21 protein-coding genes are annotated in these 21,752 nt (G+C 50.6%); 12 read left to right on the top strand and 9 right to left on the bottom strand.

The window, feature by feature from the left end; all coding sequences use genetic code 11:
• Position 1 precedes the first annotated feature (1 nt).
• The 3 genes from DZC79_RS14105 to DZC79_RS21740 all read right to left on the bottom strand — a co-directional run bounded on the left by DZC79_RS14105 (position 2) and on the right by DZC79_RS21740 (position 2,274).
• Positions 2 to 604 carry an anthranilate synthase component II gene (locus DZC79_RS14105; RefSeq protein WP_118952238.1) on the bottom strand — a complete coding sequence of 201 codons (603 nt, stop codon included), beginning with the start codon at positions 602 to 604 and terminating at the stop codon, positions 2 to 4.
• A 38-nt stretch (positions 605 to 642) separates the two neighbouring features.
• On the bottom strand, positions 643 to 2,040 hold the full coding sequence (locus DZC79_RS14100) for an anthranilate synthase component I family protein (RefSeq protein ID WP_118952237.1): 1,398 nt from the start codon (positions 2,038 to 2,040) through the stop codon (positions 643 to 645).
• Positions 2,041 to 2,145: 105 nt separating this feature from the next.
• Positions 2,146 to 2,274, bottom strand: coding sequence for a hypothetical protein (locus DZC79_RS21740; protein WP_262607309.1), 129 nt, complete (start codon positions 2,272 to 2,274; stop codon positions 2,146 to 2,148).
• Between the two features lie 81 nt (positions 2,275 to 2,355).
• Here DZC79_RS21740 and DZC79_RS14095 point away from each other — a divergent pair, with 81 nt between their 5' ends.
• The 4 genes from DZC79_RS14095 (at position 2,356) to lptC (ending at position 5,703) form a co-directional block, all read left to right on the top strand.
• A complete protein-coding gene (locus DZC79_RS14095) occupies positions 2,356 to 2,961 on the top strand; it encodes an LON peptidase substrate-binding domain-containing protein (RefSeq protein WP_118952236.1) in 606 nt (201 codons plus the stop codon).
• 63 nt (positions 2,962 to 3,024) lie between these two features.
• Entirely contained in the window at positions 3,025 to 3,750 is a 726-nt protein-coding gene (locus tag DZC79_RS14090; protein ID WP_118952235.1) for a type III pantothenate kinase, read from the top strand.
• A complete protein-coding gene (locus DZC79_RS14085) occupies positions 3,740 to 5,050 on the top strand; it encodes a hypothetical protein (RefSeq protein WP_157977150.1) in 1,311 nt (436 codons plus the stop codon). The genes DZC79_RS14090 and DZC79_RS14085 overlap by 11 nt, the downstream gene beginning before the upstream one ends.
• Before the next feature lie 101 nt (positions 5,051 to 5,151).
• Positions 5,152 to 5,703, top strand: coding sequence for an LPS export ABC transporter periplasmic protein LptC (gene lptC, locus DZC79_RS14080; protein ID WP_157977149.1), 552 nt, complete (start codon positions 5,152 to 5,154; stop codon positions 5,701 to 5,703).
• 17 nt (positions 5,704 to 5,720) lie between these two features.
• Here the strand turns inward: lptC and DZC79_RS14075 are convergent, their stop codons facing one another.
• Positions 5,721 to 6,077 carry a tellurite resistance TerB family protein gene (locus DZC79_RS14075; RefSeq protein ID WP_118952232.1) on the bottom strand — a complete coding sequence of 119 codons (357 nt, stop codon included), beginning with the start codon at positions 6,075 to 6,077 and terminating at the stop codon, positions 5,721 to 5,723.
• 66 nt (positions 6,078 to 6,143) lie between these two features.
• Positions 6,144 to 7,355 (bottom strand): alanine dehydrogenase, encoded by a 1,212-nt coding sequence (locus DZC79_RS14070; RefSeq protein WP_118952327.1) that lies wholly within the window; start codon positions 7,353 to 7,355, stop codon positions 6,144 to 6,146.
• 325 nt (positions 7,356 to 7,680) lie between these two features.
• On the opposite strand from DZC79_RS14070, the gene DZC79_RS14065 reads away from it, so the two are divergent.
• Positions 7,681 to 8,742, top strand: a complete 1,062-nt coding sequence (locus tag DZC79_RS14065; RefSeq protein ID WP_118952231.1) for an ABC transporter permease — start codon at positions 7,681 to 7,683, stop codon at positions 8,740 to 8,742.
• A 130-nt stretch (positions 8,743 to 8,872) separates the two neighbouring features.
• A complete protein-coding gene (locus DZC79_RS14060; RefSeq protein WP_118952230.1) occupies positions 8,873 to 10,948 on the top strand; it encodes a T9SS type A sorting domain-containing protein in 2,076 nt (691 codons plus the stop codon).
• Positions 10,949 to 11,025: 77 nt separating this feature from the next.
• On the opposite strand, the gene DZC79_RS14055 is transcribed toward DZC79_RS14060, so the two are convergent.
• Entirely contained in the window at positions 11,026 to 11,922 is an 897-nt protein-coding gene (locus DZC79_RS14055; protein ID WP_118952229.1) for a T9SS type A sorting domain-containing protein, read from the bottom strand.
• Positions 11,923 to 12,119: 197 nt separating this feature from the next.
• Positions 12,120 to 13,016 carry a T9SS type A sorting domain-containing protein gene (locus DZC79_RS14050; protein WP_118952228.1) on the bottom strand — a complete coding sequence of 299 codons (897 nt, stop codon included), beginning with the start codon at positions 13,014 to 13,016 and terminating at the stop codon, positions 12,120 to 12,122.
• 418 nt (positions 13,017 to 13,434) lie between these two features.
• On the opposite strand from DZC79_RS14050, the gene DZC79_RS14045 reads away from it, so the two are divergent.
• The 4 genes from DZC79_RS14045 to DZC79_RS14030 all read left to right on the top strand — a co-directional run bounded on the left by DZC79_RS14045 (position 13,435) and on the right by DZC79_RS14030 (position 18,687).
• On the top strand, positions 13,435 to 13,905 hold the full coding sequence (locus DZC79_RS14045; protein ID WP_118952227.1) for a hypothetical protein: 471 nt from the start codon (positions 13,435 to 13,437) through the stop codon (positions 13,903 to 13,905).
• Between the two features lie 72 nt (positions 13,906 to 13,977).
• Complete coding sequence (gene secA, locus DZC79_RS14040) at positions 13,978 to 17,295, top strand: preprotein translocase subunit SecA (protein ID WP_118952226.1); 3,318 nt, start codon at positions 13,978 to 13,980, stop codon at positions 17,293 to 17,295.
• Between the two features lie 99 nt (positions 17,296 to 17,394).
• Positions 17,395 to 17,796 (top strand): energy transducer TonB, encoded by a 402-nt coding sequence (locus DZC79_RS14035; protein WP_157977148.1) that lies wholly within the window; start codon positions 17,395 to 17,397, stop codon positions 17,794 to 17,796.
• Between the two features lie 78 nt (positions 17,797 to 17,874).
• A complete protein-coding gene (locus tag DZC79_RS14030) occupies positions 17,875 to 18,687 on the top strand; it encodes a class I SAM-dependent methyltransferase (protein ID WP_157977147.1) in 813 nt (270 codons plus the stop codon).
• A gap of 67 nt (positions 18,688 to 18,754) precedes the next feature.
• Here DZC79_RS14030 and DZC79_RS14025 read toward each other — a convergent pair whose 3' ends face one another.
• Together DZC79_RS14025 and DZC79_RS14020 are read right to left on the bottom strand one after the other, a co-directional pair.
• Complete coding sequence (locus DZC79_RS14025) at positions 18,755 to 19,867, bottom strand: DUF4476 domain-containing protein (RefSeq protein ID WP_157977146.1); 1,113 nt, start codon at positions 19,865 to 19,867, stop codon at positions 18,755 to 18,757.
• Between the two features lie 33 nt (positions 19,868 to 19,900).
• Positions 19,901 to 20,401, bottom strand: a complete 501-nt coding sequence (locus DZC79_RS14020; RefSeq protein ID WP_118952222.1) for an acetyl-CoA carboxylase biotin carboxyl carrier protein subunit — start codon at positions 20,399 to 20,401, stop codon at positions 19,901 to 19,903.
• Positions 20,402 to 20,542: 141 nt separating this feature from the next.
• On the opposite strand from DZC79_RS14020, the gene DZC79_RS14015 reads away from it, so the two are divergent.
• The gene (locus tag DZC79_RS14015) at positions 20,543 to 21,253 is read left to right on the top strand and encodes a YebC/PmpR family DNA-binding transcriptional regulator (RefSeq protein ID WP_118952221.1); all 711 of its coding nucleotides are present in this window, start codon (positions 20,543 to 20,545) and stop codon (positions 21,251 to 21,253) included.
• A gap of 76 nt (positions 21,254 to 21,329) precedes the next feature.
• Positions 21,330 to 21,740 carry an acyl-CoA thioesterase gene (locus DZC79_RS14010; protein ID WP_118952220.1) on the top strand — a complete coding sequence of 137 codons (411 nt, stop codon included), beginning with the start codon at positions 21,330 to 21,332 and terminating at the stop codon, positions 21,738 to 21,740.
• Positions 21,741 to 21,752 lie beyond the last annotated feature (12 nt).

Genomic DNA, 21,752 nt, shown 5'->3' with positions numbered 1-21,752 from the left:
CTTAATTGTTTTTAATGGAAGATGAAGTGACCGGAGCATAGGGTTGTAGCCAGTTGTGTATCAGCTGCCGGCCTGCCGGTGTCATAATGCTTTCAGGATGGAACTGCAAGCCTTTCACATCATAGCTCCGGTGCCGCAGCGCCATGATCTGCCCCCCGGCATCAGCTGCAAGCACCTCCAGGCAGGCAGGTAAGGCTTCCCTCGCCACTACCCAGGAATGATACCGGCCGGCTTCAAACTGGGGCGGTAGGCCTTCAAAGAGATCGTCCTGCTGCAGCCGCTCCACCCGCGTAGCTACACCATGATAAACCATATCCAGCTGCTGCAGCGTGGCGCCAAAGACCTGGCCTATAGCCTGGTGCCCCAGGCATATGCCCAGTATGCTTTTTGATGGGGCATAGCGTTCGATCAGCGCGCACAGGATACCGGCTTCAGCGGGTAGACCGGGTCCGGGAGAAAGGAGGATTTTATCGTAAGCGGCCACCTCTTCGATTGTAATAGTGTCGTTCCTTCTTACATCGGGACGAGTACCGCTGAGGTCTGCTACGATCAGCGCCAGGTTATGCGTAAAGCTGTCGTAATTATCCAGGATCAGTATTTTCATGTCTTTTGCTTTTAGGGAAATGATCAATAGGATTTTGTTTATGCCATGCCGATATTTTCCGCAGCCCGGATAGCTGTGCGCAATCCTCTCAGCTTATGCGCTATCTCCTGCAATTCGTTCTCCGGAACGGAAGACACTACGATACCGGCTCCGGCCCGGTAATGCAGCTGATTGTTCCGGCTCATGAAGGTGCGGATCATGATCGCCTGGTTCAGCTGCCCGCCGGGTTCCAGGAAACCGATAGCGCCTCCGTAGTAGCCGCGGCGGCTGTGCTCGTATTGATCGATCAGCTGCATGGCCCGGTGCTTGGGTGCACCCGATAAGGTCCCCGCTGGAAAAGTATCGGCGAGCATCCGGATAGCGTTACTGTGCAGCGGCCGGTCGCCCCTCACTTCGCTGACAATATGAACGACATGGGCAAAGCGCTGCACCTTTTTATAAGATTCCACGGCAACTTCATCATGACTTTTGCTCAAATCGTTCCGGGCTAGGTCAACGAGCATAGTATGCTCGGCCTGCTCCTTGGGATCGGCCATCAGCGCGGCGATCAGCTCTTCGTCTTCAGTCTCATCGCCGGTACGGCGGGAGGTACCGGCGATCGGATACACCATGGTGACGCCGTCCTTTACCCGGAGCTGGGTTTCGGGAGAGGAGCCGAACAAACGGTAGTCGCCGTAATCGAAATAAAAGAGATAGGGAGAAGGATTGACCATGCGCAAAGCACGGTACACGTTGAAGTCGTCGCCGGTAAACGCCTGCGAGAAGGTGCGTGATAAGACTACCTGGAAAATATCGCCGCGCCGGCAATGTTCTATGGCCTGGGCCACTTTTTCTTTATATGCCTCACCGGTCTCTTCTGCTTCTTCAGGGCCGGAGATCCGGAAACGGAAACCTGCCGGCGCCGGCCGTCGTAAAGCCGCTTCCATGGCCGCAAAGGAGGGTTCATCTTCGTTCTCCGTGAAATGCGCGGTAAGGTAAACGGTATGATGAAAATGATCGAATACGATCATGTAACGATACACATGCAGCCTGGCCAGCAATTCAGGCGCTGCTTCATCCCGTTCCCGAAAAACAATATCTTCGAAAAGACCGACAGCGTCATAGTTGATATGCCCGAACAATCGGCCCCGGCAATAATCCTTAGCTGCCGGCTCAAAAGAGAATTGCTGCGGAAAGGCCGTCAGAGCTTCATTTAAGGCTGTGCTCACTTGCTTTGTCCCATCAGGTAAACAGCTTTCCGCTCCCTCGGGCCGGACAATGATCCCGGCTACCGGTGCGCAGCAGATATAAGAATAGCTGTTCTCATTGCCGTTATAGTCGACGCTTTCGAGCAATAGGGCGTCGGGGAACAGGTCTCTCAGCTTCAGATAGACGCTTACGGGGGTCAAGGTATCGGCAGGCAGCGCACGCGACCGTACCTTAAAATGGTACACCATAATCCAATAAGATTTTTTTTTGAAAAAGGGGAATAAAAAAACCGGTCTGCGAACAGCAGACCGGTCAGGGAATATTCTGATACAACTAGCGCATATCAGTGCTGTTCACGTGTTGCCATCGTGAAAGCCACCAATATTGATTTGCAGTTGCGTGTAAAGAAGCCATTGTTTTTGCATAGCCGGGAGCACGACTGGTATTCCCGCAATGGTGGCAAAGATAGGAATAGCTTTCATTTGTCCAAATTTTTTTTCAAAATTGTGTTATATTGCCTTCCTGTTTTGATTCATAACACCCAAGCGGTTCCTGACCTGATAATGACGAATTTCATTCCTATAGTGCCCCTGGATGCAGTAGTGTACCCAGACGAAACTTTTACCTTACACCTTTCCGAATTCAAATATATCCAGCTGATCCGCGACTGCTATAAAGAGCAAAAGCAATTCGGCATCCCGCTCCTGCACGACGAAAAGATAAGAGAATACGGGACCCTTATGGAAATACTTGCGATCGTAAAAGAATACGATAACGGCGCGCTGGAAGTGCGTATCAAAGGGCAGCAGGTCTTCCGCATACTGGAAGTAGTCAAAAGTCTGCCGGAAAAACCCTACTCGGGCGCTATTGTCAGCTATCCCGAAAACGATAAGATGAAGGTGCATCCCAAGCTGTCGCGGCTGATCCATGATGAGGTAAAGCGGCTATACACCCTGCTGAACATAGAGAACAGGATGCCTGAAGAAGAGCAGCAGTGGTCTTCGTACGATATTGCGCACAAGCTGGGCCTTACACGTGAGCAGGAATACGATCTGCTCAGTATTTTTAACGAAGTGCAGCGCATGGAATACCTGCGCCGGTATTTCAATTCCATTATGCCCGAAGTTGACGACCTGGACATCCTGAAGTCCAGGATCAACCTGAACTGAGCGGCATACCTGAAAGCCAGAACCAATTTTTCAATACCTTTTATTCATCCAAATCACTTGCTTATGCAACTATGTATCGATTGGGGCAACACCCGCGTCAAAGCTGCACTTTTCCAGGAGAACAAGCTGGTAAAGGACTATAACTTTTCCGAAGAAGAGGCGCTTACCGGCCTTATAGACATTGCAGACAGCCAGCAGCCACAGTCTGCTATTCTCTCTTCGGTAGCCCATCATCCGCCCGAGCTAAAGGTGCTGCTGCAGGAAAAGACGCGGCTCCTGGTGCTGAACGCCCAAACACCCCTGCCGGTCATGAATGCTTATCATAGCCCCGATACACTCGGCGCCGACCGCCTTGCCCTGGCCATAGGCGCCAACAGCGAGTATCCCGATGCCAATAACCTGGTGATCAGCGTGGGCACGGCCATTACCTATAATTTTATCCATAAAAATAAAACCTTCAGGGGCGGTAATATTACCCCTGGTATGGAAATGCGTTTCCGGGCCCTGAATGCTTACACCGACAAATTGCCACTGGTCGAGGCGCAGGGCGAGGTGGTGCTGCTGGGCTATGATACGGAAACCAGCATCCGCAGCGGTGTAGTCCTGGGGATCATAGCTGAGCTGGATGGCATGATAAATTTCTACGGGGAGCAATATCCCGGTCTGAATATCGTTTTAACGGGTGGCAATGCCCCGATTTTTGCCGGCAAGCTAAAAAATCGGATATTTGCAGATTCTCAACTTCTTTTGAAGGGACTTAATACAATTTTACGATATAATGTGCGCTAAACTAAAGACGCAATTTTTATTACTGACCGCTCTTTTAGCAACCGGTTCCCGGGCGACTGCTCAATTGAACGATGCCTCGGGACCTAAGTCCACCAAAGAGAACTCACCCTATTCCCGCTATGGAATAGGCGACCTTGGCAACCCCCGTAATGCTATTCTCAGGGGCATGGGTGGAACTGCCACGGCCTACAACGACATTTATTCTGTAAATTCGTTCAACCCCGCTACTTACAGCTTTTTGAAGGTGACCACGCTGGAATTTGCCCTGGAGGCCCGCTCCCGCAGCATCTTTATGAATGATGTGAGCACCTCATCGGGTACGGCCACTATATCTTATGTAACCCTGGGTATCCCTCTCGGCAAATACGCCGGTATGGCCGCAGGTATTGCGCCTATGGCCAATACTTATTACAGGGCTACGGATACAACCAATATCGCCGGTATCGGCAAGGCGGCCCGCCAGTATGTCGGCTCCGGCGGCCTTCAGTATGCTTACCTGGGCCTTTCGGGCCAATACAAAGGTTTCAGCATAGGCTTCAATGGCGGTTACGTTTTTGGCGATGCTTCCTACATCAGCTCGCTGGAGAACCTGGACACGACATCGGTACGCAACTCGGCCTTCACCCGTTACAATAATGTGGGCGGCCTGTACTGGAAAGGCGGCATTCTTTATAAAGCCAAGGTAAAGAAAGACCAATACATCAATATCGGCGCTGCCATTACCTTATCGCAAAAGCTGAACGGGTCGCAGGATATTTATGACCTGGGTTATCGTTATACCTCCGACGGTACAGTAGTGGATACCCTGTCGCAAACCAAGCGCACCGGCGTGGACGGTAAGATCGAATTGCCTGCCGAATATGCCTTCGGTATACATTACGGCAAATTGTTCAACTGGGATCTGGGCGCCGACTTTGTGTACACCGACTGGAGCAAGTTCAGCAATTTCGGCGACCGTACCGGCGTAGGCAAGAATGCCTGGCGGGCGGCCATAGGCGGCGAAGTAACGCCCGACCCTACCTCAAGAAAATTCTTTGCGCAAACCACCTACCGTGCCGGCGCTTACTATGGTAAAGATTATATCGAGCTGAACGGTACCAATGTCGATTTCATCGGTGGTACCGTGGGCGCATCTTTCCCGCTGAAACGCAGCTTCACGCAGTTTGGCCGCATCAACACAGCACTGGATATCGGTAAACGCGGCACCATACAGAATGGCCTGGCCAGGGAATTCTATATACGCTTTACCCTGGGTATTGCGCTCAACGATATCTGGTTCCAGAAACGTAAATACGATTAATCTGCAGCCGGTCTGCTGATATGATGAAGCACTTTTGTTCCGGATATTTATCTTTTTTTCGCAATGGAGCTGTCCGCAAGCGCGGAGCAGCTCCATTGCTTTTGTCCTTTGCCATAGCGGGCGCTCTGCTGCTCCTGGCTTCCTGCGAAAATGATCTCAGCAAGCTTCCGGGCAATTCCCCCCTGAAGGACCTGGATAATGACCGGGCCTCCGAGGTTGTTTTTGTGTACAGCGAAGAAGGAAGGGTAAAAGCCAGGCTTTACACTAAGGAATTCGTGGGTAATGAGAATGCCAAACCACCTTACGTCGATTTTCTGAAGGGCGTAAAGATGGATATGTACGATACTACGCTGCAGATCGAAAGCACCATTACCGCCCGCACTGCCCGCTACTATACCCAGGATGAGAATGTGATCGCCCGCGACAGCGTGGTAGTCCGGAACCGTAAAGGTGAAAAGCTGCAGACGGAAGAGCTTATCTGGAACAAAAAGCTGGAGCGTTTCTATACCGACAAATTCGTACGCATTACCAAAGACGACCAGATATCATATGGATCAGGCCTGGAGGCCACGCAGGACCTCAGCTATGTGAAGATTAAGAACCAGCGGGGCACCATACCTGTAGAGAACAGCGAATTCCCATCAACTGAATAGCTGTTCCCGGCGCAGGCTTATTCGCTGTGCCAGGTGTCGAACAGTAACTGAAGGTAATGATTTTCCTCGGTGGTGATCACCCCATCGGCTTTGGTCAGGTCCAGGGCGAATTGCAGCAGATTGTTCCTTTCTTCCGGCGTAGCGTCGTCGTAGAAATCATCCATATACTTCAGGAAATGCCCTTCCCATTCTTCGGGTGTGAGGCTGCTGATTTTTTCCATTTCCCGGTCGAGGTTGACATGAAAGGGAAACTCCTGTTCGAGATAATCCCGAATGACCATGTCTTCTGATGCTTTAAAGCGAAAATCGGCAGCAGCAAGGATCATTAAAAGGTGGTAGCCGGCTATGGTCTTGTTCGTTCTGTTATTGGGCATTTGCTTGGTTTTCGTGATAGCGCTTAAGGTTTATCGGTATTCGCCGCAGAGCAGTGCTGTGGCAGGCTATATAGGATTAGCCATTAAAAGGTTCAGGTCGGTATACTTAATGTCAAAACGCCGTGCGATCGGAGCATTGGTCACACAGCCCCGGTACAGGTATACACCGTTACGGATGCCGGCTTTGGCTTGCAGCAGGTGCTCCACACCGCCCATATCCGCGCATTCGAGCACGATAGGCATCAGCACATTGCTGATAGCCCTGGAAGCGGTACGGGATACGCCCGATGCGATATTGGGGACGCAATAATGGATCACGTCGTATTTTTTGAAGGTGGGATGCTCGTGAGAGGTAGCCCGGGACGTTTCAAAGCAGCCGCCTCGGTCTATGCTCACGTCAACCACAATGGAACCCGATTTCATATGGCTCACCATTTCCTCCGTTACCACTACGGGCGTAACGCCGTTTACGGGTTTCAGCGCGCCTACTGCCACATCTGCATTTTTAAGCTCGTTGCCCAGCTCCCTGGGATCGATAACGGAGGTGAACAGCCGTCGCCCGATATTGTTCTGGAGGCGCATCAGCCGGTATATGGAATTGTCGAATACTTTGACAGAAGCACCGAGACCCAGCGCCGTACGGGAGGCAAACTCTCCTACCACACCTGCGCCGATGATCACAACGCGGGCCGGCGGCACACCGGAAATACCACCCAGCAGAATCCCCTTGCCGTTGTGCACATTGCCCAGGTATTTGGCAGCGGTTAAAATAGCCGAACTGCCGGCGATCTCGCTCATCGAACGCACAATCGGATAAATGCCCGAATCGTCCTTGATCGAATCGAAGGCAATACCGATGATCTTTTTCTTCATGAGCGCTTCCACCATGCTCGCTTTAAGAAAGGGCAGGTGTATGGGCGAAATCACCACATGATTGGGCTGCAGCAAAGCGATCTCGTCTTCGGAGATGGGCGCCGATTTGATAATCATCTGCGCCTTATACACCTCAGCTTTATCGTAAACAATACGTGCGCCCACTTCACTGAAATCCGTATCGAAGTAAAAGGAATGCTCGCCCGCATTATGCTCCACCACCACTTCATGTCCATTCTGCACAAGGATCGAGACCGCTTCGGGTGTAAGCGGGACCCTGTTTTCCTGGAAGGAAGTCTCTTTAGGAATGCCGATAAATAAACGTTGCCTGCGCGGAATGATTTCCAGCGTTTCTTCCAGTGGAATATAGGAAAAAGAAGGCGAAATATGAGGTTTCGTAACCATATGAGAAAGGGAGAGTAAGGTAGTGCCTTTTTTTAGATTATAAAAGCAAGTTCCTTTAAAAAATTTCAAAATGTTGCAGCAAAAATTATTCCAAAGTATAAGCCTGAACACCAGCAGGCGACAAAACATACGAGCGCAGCCGAAAATGATCTGCTGCAAAGCCTGTATGCAAAAGGAACGACAGTCATTTATACTATAGATAAAGGCATGAAGGTATAAGAATAAAAAGCCTTGGTATACCGGATCGCTCTGCCTGTAACAGGAAATGATAAGTACAATTTTCCTATCTTGCTGCCTGCTGAGTTCCCTTATTAATTGTTAGCATTTGACCTTAAGCTATTTCATACGTAAGCTTCTGTATGGCCTTGCCGTTCTCTGGGGCGTCATCAGCCTGGTGTTCCTGCTGTTCAATGTGCTGCCCGACGATCCTGCGCGGCTTACCTTGGGTCAGCGTAGCGACCTGGCTTCGGTTGAGCATGTGCGCAAAGAGCTGAACCTCGACAAGCCGGTATGGAAACGGTATATCCTTTACCTCAACGACCTTTCGCCTGCGGGCCTTTATTACAACAGCACAGACCTCGCCTCCAAATACAAACCTTATGCTGTGCTCCCGCTGGGTCAAAGGCATGCGCTGGTGCTTAAGAATCCCTACCTGGGACGGTCGTACCAAAGCAAACGCCTGGTATGGGAAGTGCTGGCCGATGCATTGCCCGGCACGGTGATCCTGGCCTTCAGCGCCATCCTTTTCGCCACGGTGACCGGTATCGCGCTGGGCGTACTGGCTGCACTAAAAAAAAATACCTGGATGGACACCTCGGCCATACTGGCCAGTGTTGCTGGTATATCCGCACCCTCTTTTTTTGCGGGGCTGATCATGGCGTATGTCTTCGGTTACCTGCTCAGCAATATTACCGGTCTCAATATGGTGGGCAGCCTCTGGGATTACAATACCTTCGGCGGAAGATTTCTTTCATTGAAAAACCTTGTGCTGCCTGCTCTTACCCTGGGCATACGTCCGCTGGCGATTATTGCCCAGCTGACCCGCAGCTCCCTGCTCGATGTACTGTCGCAGGACTATATCCGTACCGCCTATGCCAAAGGGCTGAAAAAGCGGCAGGTGATCTGGCGGCATGCATTGCCCAATGCGCTGAATCCTGTAGTGACCGCGATCTCGGGCTGGCTGGCTGAGCTACTGGCAGGCTCTTTCTTTGTGGAATTTATTTTCAGCTGGAAGGGCATCGGCAAGCTTACCGTCGATTCGCTTGACAAATTCGATTTCCCGGTAGTGATGGGCGCCATCCTGGTCACAGCCACCATTTTCATTATCGTCAACCTCCTCACCGACCTTCTCTATACCCGCATTGATCCCCGGGTAAAGCTGCGCTGAGTCGTTTATCCGGTTAAATACCTTTTATAAACTTTTTCTTACCGCTAAAAAGGAAAGTCGCGGTATTTATTATCTTTTTAAGAACTTTGCGCGCCCAAAAGCAAATTGTTAAAGAAAAATCAACTATTCTATGAAAAAAATCCTATTCCTATCCATGGCTGCCCTGGCGACCCTGACGGTTAAAGCACAGCAGTACAAATGGGGCGACCTGTTCAACGGCAGCTCCGTAACGGTCAACGATCTTGATGTTGATAATGCGGGCAATAAGTATATTATCGGGGGTATTTTTGAGACCAACGGTACTGTCGATCTCGACCCGGGCCCCGGAACACACATCCTGAACGCCGTCCAGGGTATCGGCTTTTATGCCAAGTATGATGCTGACGGCCATTTTATATGGGCAAAGCAGCTGGATCTCGTTTATAACAAGATCAAAGTAACGCCCGGTGGGAACCTCCTGATGGCCGGCAATTACGGCGGTAACAGTATTGACCTGGATCCCGGCGCCGGCACTGTCCTGCTTACCGCTTACGGCAACGACCTGGTGCTGGTGAGCTATTCTGCCGCCGACGGTTCTTTTGTTTCAGCAAAGCAATTCCAGACGGTTGAAAATGCTTCTTCATTTCCCGGCAGTATGGTGATGGAAGGCAGCAATACGCTTGATGTCGATAACCTGGGTAATATCTATCTCTGCGGCAGCTTTTCGGGTTATGTCGATCTCGACCTGAACGGCGATTTTACCAATGTGTATGATATGGGAACAGGCGCCGGCTTCGTACTGAAATATGATAACAGCTACAACCTGATCGGCGGCTCCGCTATCGGCGATGCACATGTAAGTAGCCTTCAGATCGACCCTTCTTTGCAGGCTACTTACATTGCCGGCACCCAGCACATTTCTGTTACCAATACTTCCAACATTTTCCTGGCCAAGGTCGATAATCCCGGCAATACCATCTGGTTCGACTCGCTTGCAACGACCAACGCCGGATCACCGATCATTGCACATATCGACGGCATTCACCTGGACCAGGCCGGCAAGGTTTACATTGACGGCGCTATACCTATGAGCGGCTTTATCGACTTCGATCCCGGAGCCGGAACCGCTGTGATCAATGGCGCACCGACCTCCATCAACGGCGGCAACGGTTTCCTGGCCAAGTATAATAATAACGGAAGCCTTATGTGGGCTAAAGAGGTTGGCAATTCGGGGCCCGGCCGCGTTACGGTCCTGGCCATCGATGCCGGCAACCGGCTGGTGTGCCATACCGGCATCGGTACCGTAATGCCCTTTATCTCCAATGGTCCCCTGGATATTGTCAACAACACGGTAGATACCAACGGGCGTTTTATTACCTTGTATGATACGGCTGCCAACCTGCTGCAATATAAGAGCATCACTTCTGTTGCCGATTACGATCATATGGGCTGGAGTAAGCTGAAAGCCTATAATAATGAGGTTTATTTCATGGGCTTCCTCCACGAAGGCTACGACTTCGATCCGTTCACACCACTGGGTGAGCTGCAGCCGCCTGTTACCAGCAGCCAATCCGGCTTCCTGGTAAAATATAACACATGCCCTGAAAATTACACGGCTACGACAGCAGCGCTGTGTCCCGGGGCCACGTACCAGTTCGGTACACAAACCCTAAGTGCACCAGGAAGCTATGTTCAGCAGATCAGCCTGGGCGGCGACTGCGATTCTGTCGTATCTCTTGAGCTTTCTGCCGTATCGATCGATGTTACCGTTGCACAGACCAGTGGTACTCTTACTGCGAACGCGAACGGTGCAACTTACCAGTGGCTTGACTGCAGCAACAATACCGAGATCAGCGGCGCCAATGGAAAAAGCTTCAGCCCCACCGCTTCCGGCGACTATAAAGTAGTAGTAACACTTAATGGCTGCAGCGATACCTCAATGTGCCAGAACGTAAACCTGAACGGTATCGTGCAGCCTGCATTTGCAAAACATATCCAACTGTACCCCAACCCGGCTTCTGGTCAGCTGAACATCGGCTACAGCAGCGCTTTGCCTTTCGACAAAGCAGAGATCATGGATATTACCGGTCGCAACATCAGGATCTTTACGCTTAAAGATCGTTCCGGTCATGTGACCATCGGTCTTACACAATTGAAAGCCGGCGTTTACCTGCTGAAACTTATCGCCAACGAGGAACAGGCCGTCTTCAAATTCGTAAAGCAATAATCCCCTCCGCTACTGTTATAAAAGAGAGTGCCCCGAAAAAATTCGGGGCACTCTCTTTTATAAGAATCAAACTTATCTTATTTCACGGTAAACTTAGCCACCGCTACCTGGTCGTCCGTGTCGAACTGCAGAATATAAACACCTTTGCTCAGGCGAGCAGTATTCATTGAAAACTCCTGCTTTCCAGCCATTGTCCGGCCATAGTTATTGGAAAACACCATTTTCCCGGTAATATCTCTTACTACAGCAGTAGCGTGGGAGTTCTTGGGGAAGTTAAAGGTGAAGTGAATCTGGTCGCTGGCAGGGTTTGGATAAACGCTGATATTGACTTTATCTTTTTTAACCAACATTTCGCCAATGCCGGTTGCATTAGGATTCCACTTTACTTTTACCGCAGTACGGTTGTTGCCATTGTGAGCACCGCCACCCTGTACAGGATCTTCACGGTATTCATCTGTACCGGATTCTTCGTCTTGTATCCCAAGCACTTTAAAGAAAAAACCGTATTCCTGCCCGGCCACAAGATCGGCGCGGTTAATCGTGGTAAATATGTCGTTTTCCCAATCTGCCCAGTTACACAAAGCTTTGATGGAATCCGCACCAAGTTTGAACGGGCTGACATGCCCCGCGCCAAGCTCGTTTGCATTAGGGAATATAAAGATGATGGCTGAGTCTTCAAACAACTGATCGTCGGTAAAGCTGAACCCACTGGCGTTTACCGTAGTGGGAGTAGGGAAATTATTGAAAGAGGAATAGAAGATAATGCTTTGGGTATTGGTAATGGAGTCGTTTGTGTTACAGCGAATACCGCACAGAATATTGTTGGTATCCAAGGTACCAAAACCGTTTAAAGTACTGTTGGCAGCTGGAAGAGCGATCAGCGCCTGCAGATCGATCGGGCCTGTCGATGATTGGGCCTGGCTGGCTAACGAGAAGCTGCTCAAAAAAGCAATAGATGTCAGAATACGTTTCATAATTCGTGTGGTTATGGTTAAAAATTATTTTACCCAAATTTATGGCCTTTAAATACAAGAAGCGAAAAAAATTGTTTTTACTGTTCTTCACTTAGGAAATGCAGCGTTTTAAAAGAGCGCCCTATACCCGGATGTCAAAAAACAACAGAGGCTGCCTTTTCATTCGGCAGCCCCCATTCTTTCAAAAAATTAATGCTTTATTTCTTTACAAACTTTGAAACATAGATCGCATGGTCTGTGATCACCTGCAGGGAATAGCTGCCAGCAGGCAATTGTGCCACATTGTAGGAGAACTGCTGTGTACCTGTAGCAGAAGCGCCCATTGCTTTTGAACTCAGCGCGCGGCCGGAAATGTCCAGGACACGTACCACAGTCGATTTATTGGCTTTGGCAAATTCGAGCTTGAAGTTCAGCTGATCAACCGTAGGATTGGGATATACGTCCAATGCCGTATAGCGGGTATTGGACAATAATTCTTTGATGCCGACACCGCCCTGCCAGATAACCGGCGTATACGACCAGTTGTTAGTCCGGTCCGGATCAGTATAAGAAGCTTCATCCCAACTCGGGTAAGGCCGCATATGGGTATACCAGCCATATGTCTGCCCCGCAACCAGCTCGGAACGGCGGTATAACATGTCTTCGAAAGGATTACCCACACCATGCTCTTCGAAATATTGAACATTCAATAACGTTTTGATAGAGTCAGTAGTGGCTACCCAATCATTTCCCAAAAAAGAGATAACGGCATAGCCATCAGTGGCGTCAACTTCATCTCCATTTGACCGGAATCCCTTGTAAAAGCCCATAGTACCATCCGTACCCATAGCTACCCAAGGCCCAAAGAATATGAAAGTATCTTCTGGTAATAGCACGCCACCGGCAGAATCGATACCATAAATAATCGCTCCCTGTATACTGTCAGCTGGAGCTGGAAGGTTATTGATCACCCCGGTGTTTGAGATGGGTTTACCAGGTAAAAGCACCTGATTTTGAATCATAATGGCAAAGGGTTTCAGATCTATTTCCCGCCCTTGCGCATTGGCACTGGCGCCAATTGCTACTAATGCTACGCTTGTCAAGATTTTTTTCATAACTTCTTTGTTTTTTTGTTAAAATGTTTTCACAAATATAGTAAAACCGTGATGCTAATATACTATTAGGACTGAAACTTTTTATATCAAGTTGAGCTCATTCCTCGCTTAACCGGCAGAAGCAAAATAGTTTTAAATCGAACTATAGATCATTGAAAAATCCCAGGTTTAAAAGCCGTTATTTTCGCAAATGTATGTCCGGTTTAATGAATCGGGGCACGCCAAGCCAGTTCACGCCTTATTTCCGGGTATTCTATCATGGGAATCCGTTATTTCATCCCTTACCGGCCAGAGCGTTTCCCAGACGGTTTTGGGGAAATTGTTTACCTTTGTAGCCCTTTTGCTATGCCGATATGGCAGGCGGGGGATTTTTTGCACGAAATTTGCTTTTCATACAAGGTCAATCTTTTATAAACCGATGATCGTAAGGAGGATCTCTTATTTCACGTTTATCGTCGCTATCACAACAATAGCGACCGTGAGCTCCTGTAACCGGGCGAAAGAGAAAGCAAAACAATCGGTCAACTATGCCGGAACGGTTGTCGGCAAAGGCTCCTCCGAATTTTTTGAAGGCGTGGCCGAGGGCGTGAGCCAGACTTTTGACTGTACTGTGGAGCTCGCCAAAGTGCTGCAGAGCAAAGGGGTCAAAGGAGGTAAGTTCAAGATCACTACTGATAGCAACGGTCACGAGAATGTGGTCAGTGTATACCTCATTTTCGATAAGGACTACAAGGGGCCTGTTTCCGCCAGGATTTTTGACAGTAAAGACCAGGAATATGGCAGAACAGCGGTCAGCCTGGATACCCGCAGCGGTCAGGCCCGGTTCACCGATTTTGTGTTCGATCAACGTACCGATATCGAACGTAAAAGCCGCATCCTCCTGGAATAGAAATGGAATACGGGGTAAGACCCGTTGCAATTGCTTATTCCATATCTATTTTCCATCCTTAAAATTCAAGCAATGTTAGGTTTCATATCTAAAATATTCGGGGGCAGCAAGTCTGAAAAAGACGTAAAAAAGATCATGCCCCTGGTCAAAGAGATCAATGGTCATTTTGAAAGCTACCAATCGCTTTCCAATGACGAGCTCCGTCACAAAACCATAGAATTCCGTCAGCGTATCGCCGAATACCTTACCGATATCGATGCGCAGATCGCGGCGAAGAAGGCAGAGGCCGATACCGATGCCAAACTCGACCTGCATCAGCGCGAAGCCATCTACGACGAAGTAGACAAGCTGGACAAGAAGCGTAACGAGCAGTTGGAAGAGATTCTTGAAAAACTGCTGCCCGAAGGCTTTGCGGTGATCAAGGAGACCGCCCGCCGCTTCAAAGAAAATAAAGAGGTCGTTTCTACCGCCACTCCACAAGACCGTGAGCTGGCCGCTTCACGTAACTATCTGCGTATCGAGGGCGACCAGGCGATCTACAATAATTCCTGGTCTGCCGCCGGAGTAGAGGTGAACTGGAACATGCTGCACTACGACGTACAGCTGATCGGCGGCTCGGTATTGCACCAGGGCAAAATTGCCGAGATGGCCACAGGTGAAGGCAAAACGCTGGTATCTACCCTGCCTGCTTACCTGAATGCCCTCGCCGGACGCGGGGTACACGTCGTGACCGTGAACGATTACCTGGCCCGTCGTGACCAGGAATGGAACGGCCCTATCTTCGAATGGCTGGGCCTTACTGTCGATTGCATCGACAAGCACCAGCCCAATTCTCCGCAACGCCGCAACGCTTACCTGGCCGATATTACTTACGGAACCAATAATGAATTCGGCTTCGACTACCTGCGCGACAATATGGTGCACAGCCCTGAGGAGATGGTGCAGCGCAAACACCACTTCGCCATGGTCGATGAGGTGGACAGCGTACTGATCGATGATGCGCGTACTCCGCTGATCATCTCCGGCCCGGTACCCAAAGGCGATGAGCAGCAGTTCCACATCCTGAAGCCCCGTATTGAAAAGCTGGTAGAGGCCCAGCGCCGGATCGTGAACCAATCGCTGACCGAGGCGAAGAAGCTGATCGCCGAGGGCAAAACCGACAAAGACAACGGCGGCCTGCACCTCTACCGCGCCTATCGCGGCCTGCCCAAGAATACGGCGATCATTAAATACCTGAGTGAAGAGGGTAACAAACAGATCCTGCAGAAAGCGGAGAATCACTTTATAGGCGAGCAGCAACGCAATATGCCTAAGGTGAATGAAGAGCTGTTTTTTTATATCGATGAAAAGCAAAACAGCGTAGACCTTACAGAGAAAGGCATTGCGCTGATCACCGGCACCGGTGAAGATGCCAGCTTCTTTATCCTCCCCGATATCGGTTCCGAGCTGGCTGAGATAGAAAGGATGGGTCTCCCGGCAGAGGAACAGGCCGCGCGTAAAGATGCCGTATTGCAGGAATATGCAGCCAAGGCCGACCGTATCCACTCTGTACAGCAATTGCTGAAAGCCTATACCCTTTTTGAAAAAGATGTAGAGTACGTCGTGATCGACGAGAAAGTAAAGATTGTCGACGAGCAGACCGGCCGTATTATGGAAGGCCGCCGCTACAGCGACGGTCTGCACCAGGCAATCGAAGCGAAAGAAAATGTAACCGTAGAAGCGGCGACGCAAACCTTTGCTACCATTACCCTGCAGAACTATTTCCGCATGTACCACAAGCTGTGTGGTATGACCGGTACGGCCGAAACAGAAGCCGGCGAGTTCTGGCAGATCTATAAGCTGGACGTGGTGTCTATCCCCACCAATCTGCCCATCTCCCGTAACGACAGGCAAGACCTGGTCTACAAGACCAAGCGTGAAAAATACAAAGCGGTTATCGATGAGATCGAGGCCCTGCGTGGCGTAGGCCGCCCGGTGCTCGTGGGTACCACCTCGGTAGAAGTTTCGGAGCTGCTGAGCCGTATGCTGCAGCAGAAAAAGATCCCGCACAATGTACTGAATGCGAAGCAGCACTCCCGTGAAGCCCAGGTAGTAGCGGAAGCAGGCCTTAGCGGCGCCGTAACGATCGCCACCAACATGGCGGGCCGTGGTACGGACATCAAGCTCGGCGCCGGCGTAAAAGAATCCGGCGGCCTGGCCATCATCGGTACCGAGCGGCACGAAAGCCGTCGTGTGGACCGCCAGCTGCGTGGCCGCTCCGGCCGGCAGGGCGATCCCGGTACTTCCCAGTTCTTTGTATCGCTGGAAGACGACCTGATGCGCCTGTTCGGTTCCGAACGTATTGCCGCCATGATGGACCGTATGGGACATAAAGAAGGCGAGGTGCTGCAGCACAGCATGATTACCCGATCTATCGAGAGAGCTCAGAAAAAAGTAGAGGAGAACAACTTCGGCATCCGTAAGAACCTGCTTGAGTACGACGATGTGATGAACACTCAACGCGATGTGATCTACAAGCGCCGTCGTCATGCCTTGTTCGGAGAACGCCTTGCAATCGATCTCGATAATGCGCTCATTGACGTGTGCGCCAACCTGGCTGCCGAGTTTGGCAACGATCCGGAGAACTTCAGGATCGAAGTGGTTCGCCAGCTCGCCATCGAGCCGGAATTCAGCGACGAGGACCTCAAAAGCATCGACCTGCTTGGGGACAAGCTGTACCATCAGGCTAAAGATTTCTACCAGCGCAAGATGGAAAGCCTTTGTGAGCACATCCATCCCCAATTTGCACAGATACTGGAGCAGCAGGGCGACCGCGTGGAAAATATCGTGATCCCCTTTACCGATGGCGTACGCGGCATGCAGCTGTACATCAACCTGCGTGAGGCTGTAGACCTGAAAGCCCGACCGGTAGTGGATACCCTCGAAAGGAATATTACCCTGGCCATGATCGATGAGACCTGGAAAGACCATCTGAGGGCTATGGACGACCTGCGTCAATCGGTACGTATGGCTTCCTACGAGCAGAAAGATCCGCTGCTGATCTATAAGTTCGAGGCCTTCGAGCTGTTCAAGAAAGCTTTGCTCGAGATCAACCAGCATATTATTTCGTTCCTGTGGCGCGCCGGTATTCCCATGCAGGAAGCGCCACCCCAGGCAGCGCAGATGCCGCCGCAGCGTACCGACATGAGCCAGCTGCACGACAACAAAGCGCAGATCGAAGCGGCAGGCGAAGACTATGCCGCCGATGAGAACGATTACTACCAGGAGCCCGGCGCACCGCCCGCGGTAAAACGCCAGCCCGTACAGGTAGAGCCTAAGATCGGCCGCAACGATCCTTGCCCCTGCGGCAGCGGCAAAAAGTACAAAGCCTGTCACGGCAAGCATTTATAAGAACGATAAGCTACTCCATACAACAGGCAGCACCTTTCCGTGTTGCCTGTTTTTGTGGAATCAGCGACGGCAGCCGTCTTCTGTCAAAGCCCCCGGATCATGCGCCTATTGTTTTCCTTCTTCTGGCTGTCCTGCTTTTACCCTGCCGCTTCTGTGCAGCAGGAACATCGTTTGCCGACAGCAGACACCCTATTCTCCTGCGGACAGGTGGAAACTTTACCAGTGTATCCCGGAGGAACATCAGCCTCATTGCAATTTCTTTGGCAAAACCTGCGTATCCCCGAAGCCGTTGGAGAAACGGCCGGCAGGATGATCTTGTATTTTGAGATCGATAATCAAGGCTATCCCCGTACGGTAAAGGTAACCCGGTCAATGCATCCCGCGTTGGATACTGCTGTGACAGCCCTGTTCCAGAAAATGCCCCGGTGGCAGCCGGCAAAGCTTCGGGGCCGGCCGGTGCGCTGTGTCTATACCCTGCCCCTGATGATCCACACCCGCTAGTATTGTGATCGCCTGCTTTTTTAAGGTTTAGTTACCGTTGTTCCTTAGATTTGCAGAAATCAGTAGCAAACCATGCAGATGACCCCCGAACATTTTTTTGAGCTATTCCTTAAAGAGCTGGAGCAGCGCGAAGAAATGCATCGTTATTACAAATTTCTCGGCAAAGCCTCGTCCTTTCATTTTCGCAAAAACTATTTCCTGGAACGCCTGCGGTACATTGCCGCCCGCATCAATGATCCCTCAAAAAAGGTATGGGACTGTGGTTCGGGCTATGGTACAACCGCACTCTTCCTCGCGATGAATGGCATCAGCACACATGGCACTACCCTGGAATTTTATTTTGAAACGGTAGCGGGACGATATGCATACTGGAACCAGTTTGGCAACGCCAACCTGTTTACCTGCTCTTATGAAAACCTTTTCGACAACCCTCCTGCTGCAGGCAGCTACGATACGGTGATCGTGCAGGATACGCTGCATCACCTCGAACCGATCGGCGACGCCTTGGCCATTTTCCATAAGGCATTGAAACCCGGCGGACAGCTGATCGCCATAGAAGAGAATGGCAGCAATGTGATCCAGAACATCAAGCTGTACAAATACCGCGGCAACAAACGGATCATCAAGCAATGGGATGAGAAGTTGCAAAAAGATATCCTGATCGGGAATGAGAACATCCGCAGCCTGGCTGCATGGACAGCGCTGATGGATAAAGCACATTTCAACATAGATCCGGCATCGGTACAATATGTGCGGTATTACCTGCCCCACCGTTACCGCAATGCCGATCCGGAAGCATTGTTGCGTAGGGAAGCTGAAATACAGCGCAGGAGCCGGTTTCGAAGGGAATATTTTTTCTTCGGGCTCAATTTTGTAGCCGAGCGTCAATAAAACAGAGAAGTCAGGTTTTTTTGATGAAAACTTGACTTCTCTGTTTTATTAAACTTAACTTCTCCTATTATTTAGGATTAATGATCTGGCGAAATTTTTCTTTCAGAAAGCTGGTCTTGAACAGGCTCTCCAGCCTGGGATAATTGCCTTGGTCGCTGGTTTGCGGGTATAGCATTTTCACCACATCCAGCCTACCCGATTGCGTTTCCAGGTTGTTTGCGATAATACGCACCTGCTCCGTCGTAAAGCAATGGCGCCCTTTGCTTCTGGACAGTACTTTAATGCGGGCATCATCATCGGTCTTATCAAGGATCTTCAGCGCGAAATCTTCGAAGTCATCGCTGCTCATCGCCGTCTTGCAATCGCTGTTGGGCACCCCCGGATCACCGGCCTCTTCTTTGGCAGCAGCATGATCGGTGAAATCGGTATCCTCGTTGATGGCGGCCAGGTTGGTCTCCTCTGTCTTCGGTTTCTTAGGTGTTTTCTTTTTATTCTTTGCCGGCTTGGGCATAGGCGGCACCGGATCAACGGCAGCACCAGTGGCAGTGCCAGCCACGGCCGTACCATCGCTGTTCAGCTCTATATTATCGAGAAACCGGTCGTCCTTTTTGGATTCCTGCGTAACCGTCGCTTCCTCGCTTGTCTTTACAGGCTTGGTTTTGCTCTTCTTCTTTTCGGGCCGGAAAGCCGGTATACCTTCATCCCCTGCGCTGGGCACAGGTGTAGTAGTAGCAGCCGGAGTACTTGCAACAGCTACCGGTGTATTGCTTACGACTGGTGCAAGCGCATCCTGCTGTTGCGCCAGATCGGGGATATGGTCTTCTTCAGGCTTATTACCCGATACGATATAATTTTTCTGCTGGATATCATAGAGCGCAAACTGCCGGTCGTTTACCTTTTGCAGCACAAAGCCCCGGCTACCCGACTCCGGTATGTTGATCGCAAATTTCTGCGGAGGGTAGGCATTCTGCTGGAAGAGGATCTCGACATAGCTTACTCCTGCCGCCAGGTTGGGGATGATACAGTAGTTCTTGCCCAACCGTGGCTGCATCTGCCCTTCCAGCTTGACATAGAAGGGTGTTTGCTTGTCGCCCTCGATATAGATGTAGGAATAATTACCGGCATAAGCGCTTTGCAGCAGCAACCCGATACCGCATATAAGGCTGATGATATGTTTCATGGACAGTCGCATTAAAATCGTTCTCTATCAGGATCAGGCCAGCTCAATCAGCACTTCGCCTTTTTCCACCGCTTTGCGCTCGGTTACTTTGATCGCCTTTACTGTAGCATCGGCCGGGGCTTTGAACACATTCTCCATTTTCATGGCTTCCAGTATCAGCACCGGATCACCTTTTTTCAGCTGTTGCCCTTCTTCCACCATTACCTTCAGCACCAGGCCGGGCATAGGTGCTTTGATCGCTTCCACCTTACGGGCATTTCCTATATTCAGGCCCATTTTCTGCAGGAGCTGGTCAATGGGCTCCTTTACCGCCATAGCGTAGCTGTTGCCATTCACCTTTACCTTAAGCTGCTTGGTGGCACGGTCCACCTGGTCGACCACGGCAAGATAGCTTTTACCATTGGCCAGGATGCTGAAAGTGCCGTTAGGCAACTCTTTCATGTTCCAGCCGATCACCTTTTCATTTACGGTAACGGCTTCGTCCGTTGCAGCCACTTCAAGCTCTGTATGATCGTTGATCTTGATTTTATTCATCAGATGTTGCAAATTACCTGCAAATGTAAGGTTTAAAAGGGGACCTTGTTCCAGGCGGGTTTCATTATAACAAAACTGTTTGAACCCGGTAAATTTTGAGTAATTTCGCCACCAGTTTTTAAATCAATTCTTTCCAAATTTATGGGACGTATATTCGAAGTTCGTAAGTCCAAGATGTTTGCCCGCTACGACCGTATGGCAAAAGGTTTTACCAGGGTCGGTAAAGAAATCGCGATCGCGGTAAAGAAAGGCGGCCCTGACCCGGCGACCAACCCTGCCCTGCGCCGCTGCATGCAGAACGCCAAGAGCATCAACATGCCCAAAGACCGCGTTGAAGCTGCGATCAAGAATGCCCTGGGTAAAGATACCAGCAACTACGACGAAGTATTATATGAAGGCTATGCGCCGCATGGCGTAGCAATATTGGTAGAAACTGCCACAGACAACACTACCCGTACCGTAGCCAATGTACGCTCACACTTCAACAAAGGCGGCGGCACCCTGGGCAACAGCGGTTCTGTAGCCTTTACCTTCCGCCATCTCGGTGTATTCAAGCTGAACCCCGAAGGTCTCAGCACCGACGAGCTGGAGCTGGAACTGATCGACGCGGGTCTCGATGAGCTGGGCGAGGACAGCGAAAGCAATCTTATCATCCGCTGCGACTTTGCCGACTTCGGCAATATGCAGAAGGCCCTGGAAGAAAAAGGCATTACGCCCATCTCTTCCGAACTGGAATGGCTGCCCCTCAATACCGTTGAAGTCAGCGAAGAGCAGGCCGACGAGGTCTTCAAGCTGATCGAGCGTGTAGAGCAGGATGACGACGTGCAGCGCGTGTTCCACAATATGGCATAACAGCATACCGGCAGGCAGGATACAGGCGCCAGTACCCGTACGTCGTATCCCGCTGCAGAAATACAGGGTCCGACACATGTACACTTCCACTACGCAGATAAGGGTCCGCTATGGGGAGACCGACCAGATGGGTTATCTCTACTACGGCTTCTACGCACTTTATTATGAACAGGGCCGGGCCGAAGCCATCAGGCAGCTGGGCTTTACTTACCGCCAGCTGGAAGAAGCCGGGGTGATGATGCCGGTGATCGAAATGAATGCAAAGTACTTCCGCCCTGCATTGTACGATGATCTCGTTACGGTAAAGACCAGCCTGAAAGTGCTTGATAAAGAAAACCCACAGATCAGCTTTCATTCGGAGCTGTACAATGAGGCAGGCAAGCTGCTGAATGAAGGCGTAGTAACCCTGGTCTTTTTCGATCCGAAAACCAGGAGAAAGATCCCGATGCCAGAGGTGCTTTACGAAAGACTGGCACCCTACTTTTGATTGCTTAAAAAT

Source organism: Taibaiella helva, assembly GCF_003545695.1.
Classification (GTDB): domain Bacteria; phylum Bacteroidota; class Bacteroidia; order Chitinophagales; family Chitinophagaceae; genus Taibaiella; species Taibaiella helva.
Note: the sequence above shows the minus strand (reverse complement) of the source record. Positions and strands in the feature narration are given on the sequence as shown.

Excerpts from the sequence above, each read along its gene's own strand:
- DZC79_RS14070 (WP_118952327.1), bottom strand. The coding sequence starts at position 7,355 with ATGGTTACGAAACCTCATATTTCGCCTTCTTTTTCCTATATTCCACTG.
- DZC79_RS14035 (WP_157977148.1), top strand. The coding sequence starts at position 17,395 with ATGCGCCTATTGTTTTCCTTCTTCTGGCTGTCCTGCTTTTACCCTGCC.
- DZC79_RS14030 (WP_157977147.1), top strand. The coding sequence starts at position 17,875 with ATGACCCCCGAACATTTTTTTGAGCTATTCCTTAAAGAGCTGGAGCAG.
- DZC79_RS14045 (WP_118952227.1), top strand. The coding sequence starts at position 13,435 with ATGATCGTAAGGAGGATCTCTTATTTCACGTTTATCGTCGCTATCACA.
- secA (WP_118952226.1), top strand. The coding sequence starts at position 13,978 with ATGTTAGGTTTCATATCTAAAATATTCGGGGGCAGCAAGTCTGAAAAA.
- DZC79_RS14025 (WP_157977146.1), bottom strand. The coding sequence starts at position 19,867 with ATGAAACATATCATCAGCCTTATATGCGGTATCGGGTTGCTGCTGCAA.
- DZC79_RS14015 (WP_118952221.1), top strand. The coding sequence starts at position 20,543 with ATGGGACGTATATTCGAAGTTCGTAAGTCCAAGATGTTTGCCCGCTAC.
- DZC79_RS14100 (WP_118952237.1), bottom strand. The coding sequence starts at position 2,040 with ATGGTGTACCATTTTAAGGTACGGTCGCGTGCGCTGCCTGCCGATACC.
- DZC79_RS14105 (WP_118952238.1), bottom strand. The coding sequence starts at position 604 with ATGAAAATACTGATCCTGGATAATTACGACAGCTTTACGCATAACCTG.
- DZC79_RS14060 (WP_118952230.1), top strand. The coding sequence starts at position 8,873 with ATGAAAAAAATCCTATTCCTATCCATGGCTGCCCTGGCGACCCTGACG.
- DZC79_RS14050 (WP_118952228.1), bottom strand. The coding sequence starts at position 13,016 with ATGAAAAAAATCTTGACAAGCGTAGCATTAGTAGCAATTGGCGCCAGT.
- DZC79_RS14090 (WP_118952235.1), top strand. The coding sequence starts at position 3,025 with ATGCAACTATGTATCGATTGGGGCAACACCCGCGTCAAAGCTGCACTT.
- DZC79_RS14085 (WP_157977150.1), top strand. The coding sequence starts at position 3,740 with ATGTGCGCTAAACTAAAGACGCAATTTTTATTACTGACCGCTCTTTTA.
- DZC79_RS14095 (WP_118952236.1), top strand. The coding sequence starts at position 2,356 with ATGACGAATTTCATTCCTATAGTGCCCCTGGATGCAGTAGTGTACCCA.
- DZC79_RS21740 (WP_262607309.1), bottom strand. The coding sequence starts at position 2,274 with ATGAAAGCTATTCCTATCTTTGCCACCATTGCGGGAATACCAGTCGTG.
- DZC79_RS14020 (WP_118952222.1), bottom strand. The coding sequence starts at position 20,401 with ATGAATAAAATCAAGATCAACGATCATACAGAGCTTGAAGTGGCTGCA.
- DZC79_RS14075 (WP_118952232.1), bottom strand. The coding sequence starts at position 6,077 with ATGCCCAATAACAGAACGAACAAGACCATAGCCGGCTACCACCTTTTA.
- DZC79_RS14055 (WP_118952229.1), bottom strand. The coding sequence starts at position 11,922 with ATGAAACGTATTCTGACATCTATTGCTTTTTTGAGCAGCTTCTCGTTA.
- DZC79_RS14010 (WP_118952220.1), top strand. The coding sequence starts at position 21,330 with ATGTACACTTCCACTACGCAGATAAGGGTCCGCTATGGGGAGACCGAC.